The sequence below is a fragment of the Rhodococcus chondri genome (assembly GCF_036327435.1).
Taxonomy (GTDB): domain Bacteria; phylum Actinomycetota; class Actinomycetes; order Mycobacteriales; family Mycobacteriaceae; genus Rhodococcus; species Rhodococcus chondri.
The window spans coordinates 1-1,330 of record NZ_JAUZMZ010000367.1; the positions used below are offsets into that span (position 1 = coordinate 1).

Annotated in this window: 2 protein-coding genes; both read left to right on the forward strand. The window is 72.0% G+C overall.

Features of this window, described 5'->3' with window-relative positions:
* A partial coding sequence (locus Q8814_RS26150) for an AMP-binding enzyme (protein ID WP_330154832.1) occupies window positions 1–615 on the forward strand: 615 nt, incomplete at its 5' end.
* On the forward strand, window positions 603–1,330 hold a 728-nt coding region (locus Q8814_RS26155; RefSeq protein WP_330154833.1), incomplete at its 3' end, for a condensation domain-containing protein. The genes Q8814_RS26150 and Q8814_RS26155, both read left to right, overlap by 13 nt.

Sequence of the window (1,330 nt, forward strand, 5' to 3'; positions counted from 1 at the left end):
GTCACCGCCTGGCCCACCTCCGACCGCGACACCGACATCGTCCCCATCGGCACCCCGGTGTGGAACACCCGCACCTACGTGCTCGACGGGCAGCTGCATCCCGTGCCCGCCGGCGCCGTCGGCGAGCTGTATCTCGCCGGGGTGCAACTCGCCCGCGGCTACCTCGGCCGCGGCGCGTTGACCGCCGAACGGTTCGTGCCCGACCCGTACGGCGCGCCGGGGGAGCGGATGTACCGCACCGGAGACCTCGCCTCCTGGCGCCGCGACGGCGCCCTGCTGTACCTGGGCCGCACCGACTTCCAGGTCAAGGTGCGGGGCCTGCGCATCGAACTCGGCGAAATCGAACAGGTGCTGCGCGCCCACCCCGCCGTCGCGCAGGCCGCGGTGCTCGTCGCGCACCGCGCCGACGACCTGCTCACCGGCTACCTCGTGCCGCGCGCCGACGCCACCGTCGACCCGGCCGAGGTGACCGCGTTCGCCGCGCAGCGCCTGCCCGACTACATGGTGCCCGCCGCGCTCGTGGTGCTCGACGCGATGCCCGTCGGCCCCAACGGCAAACTCGACCGCGCCGCGCTTGATAAAAAAATTTTTTTTATGATTTGGTGTCCACCGTGATCTACACCGAACACCTCGTCGCCGCGGCCTTCACCGATCTGCTCGACGTCGACCGGGTCGGGCGCGACGACAACTTCCTCGACCTCGGCGGCACCTCCCTGCTCGCGATGCGCCTCGCCGCGCGCCTGGCCGCCGCCCGCGACACCGACCTGGGCATCCGCGACCTGTTCGACCACCCCACCGTCGCCGCGCTCGCCGCGCACCTCGACGAGACCACCGGCGGCGCCACCCGCCCGGCACTGGTCGCCGGCCCCCGCCCCGAGACGGTGCCGCTGTCCCCGGCCCAGCAACGCATGTGGTTCATCAACCAGTTCGACACCACCTCACCGGCCTACAACATCGCCGTCGCGCTGCGCCTGACCGGCACCCTCGACCTCGACGCGCTGCGCACCGCCGTCACCGACGTGATGCACCGGCACGAAGCGCTGCGCAGCCGCTACCCGTTCGTCGACGAGACCCCGCGGCAGGTCGTCGTGCCCGCCGCCGCGGCCCTGCCCGACTTCGCGGCCGAACCCGTCCCCGACCCCACCGAGATCCCGCACCGGATCGAGCGGATCGTCTCCGCCGGGTTCGACGTGGCCACCGAGATCCCGCTCCGGATCCGGTTGCTCACGCTGTCCGACACCGAGCACGTGCTCGTGCTCGTCGTCCACCACATCTCCGCCGACGGGTTCTCGATGGGACCGCTGGCCCGGGATGTGATGAGCGCCTACAC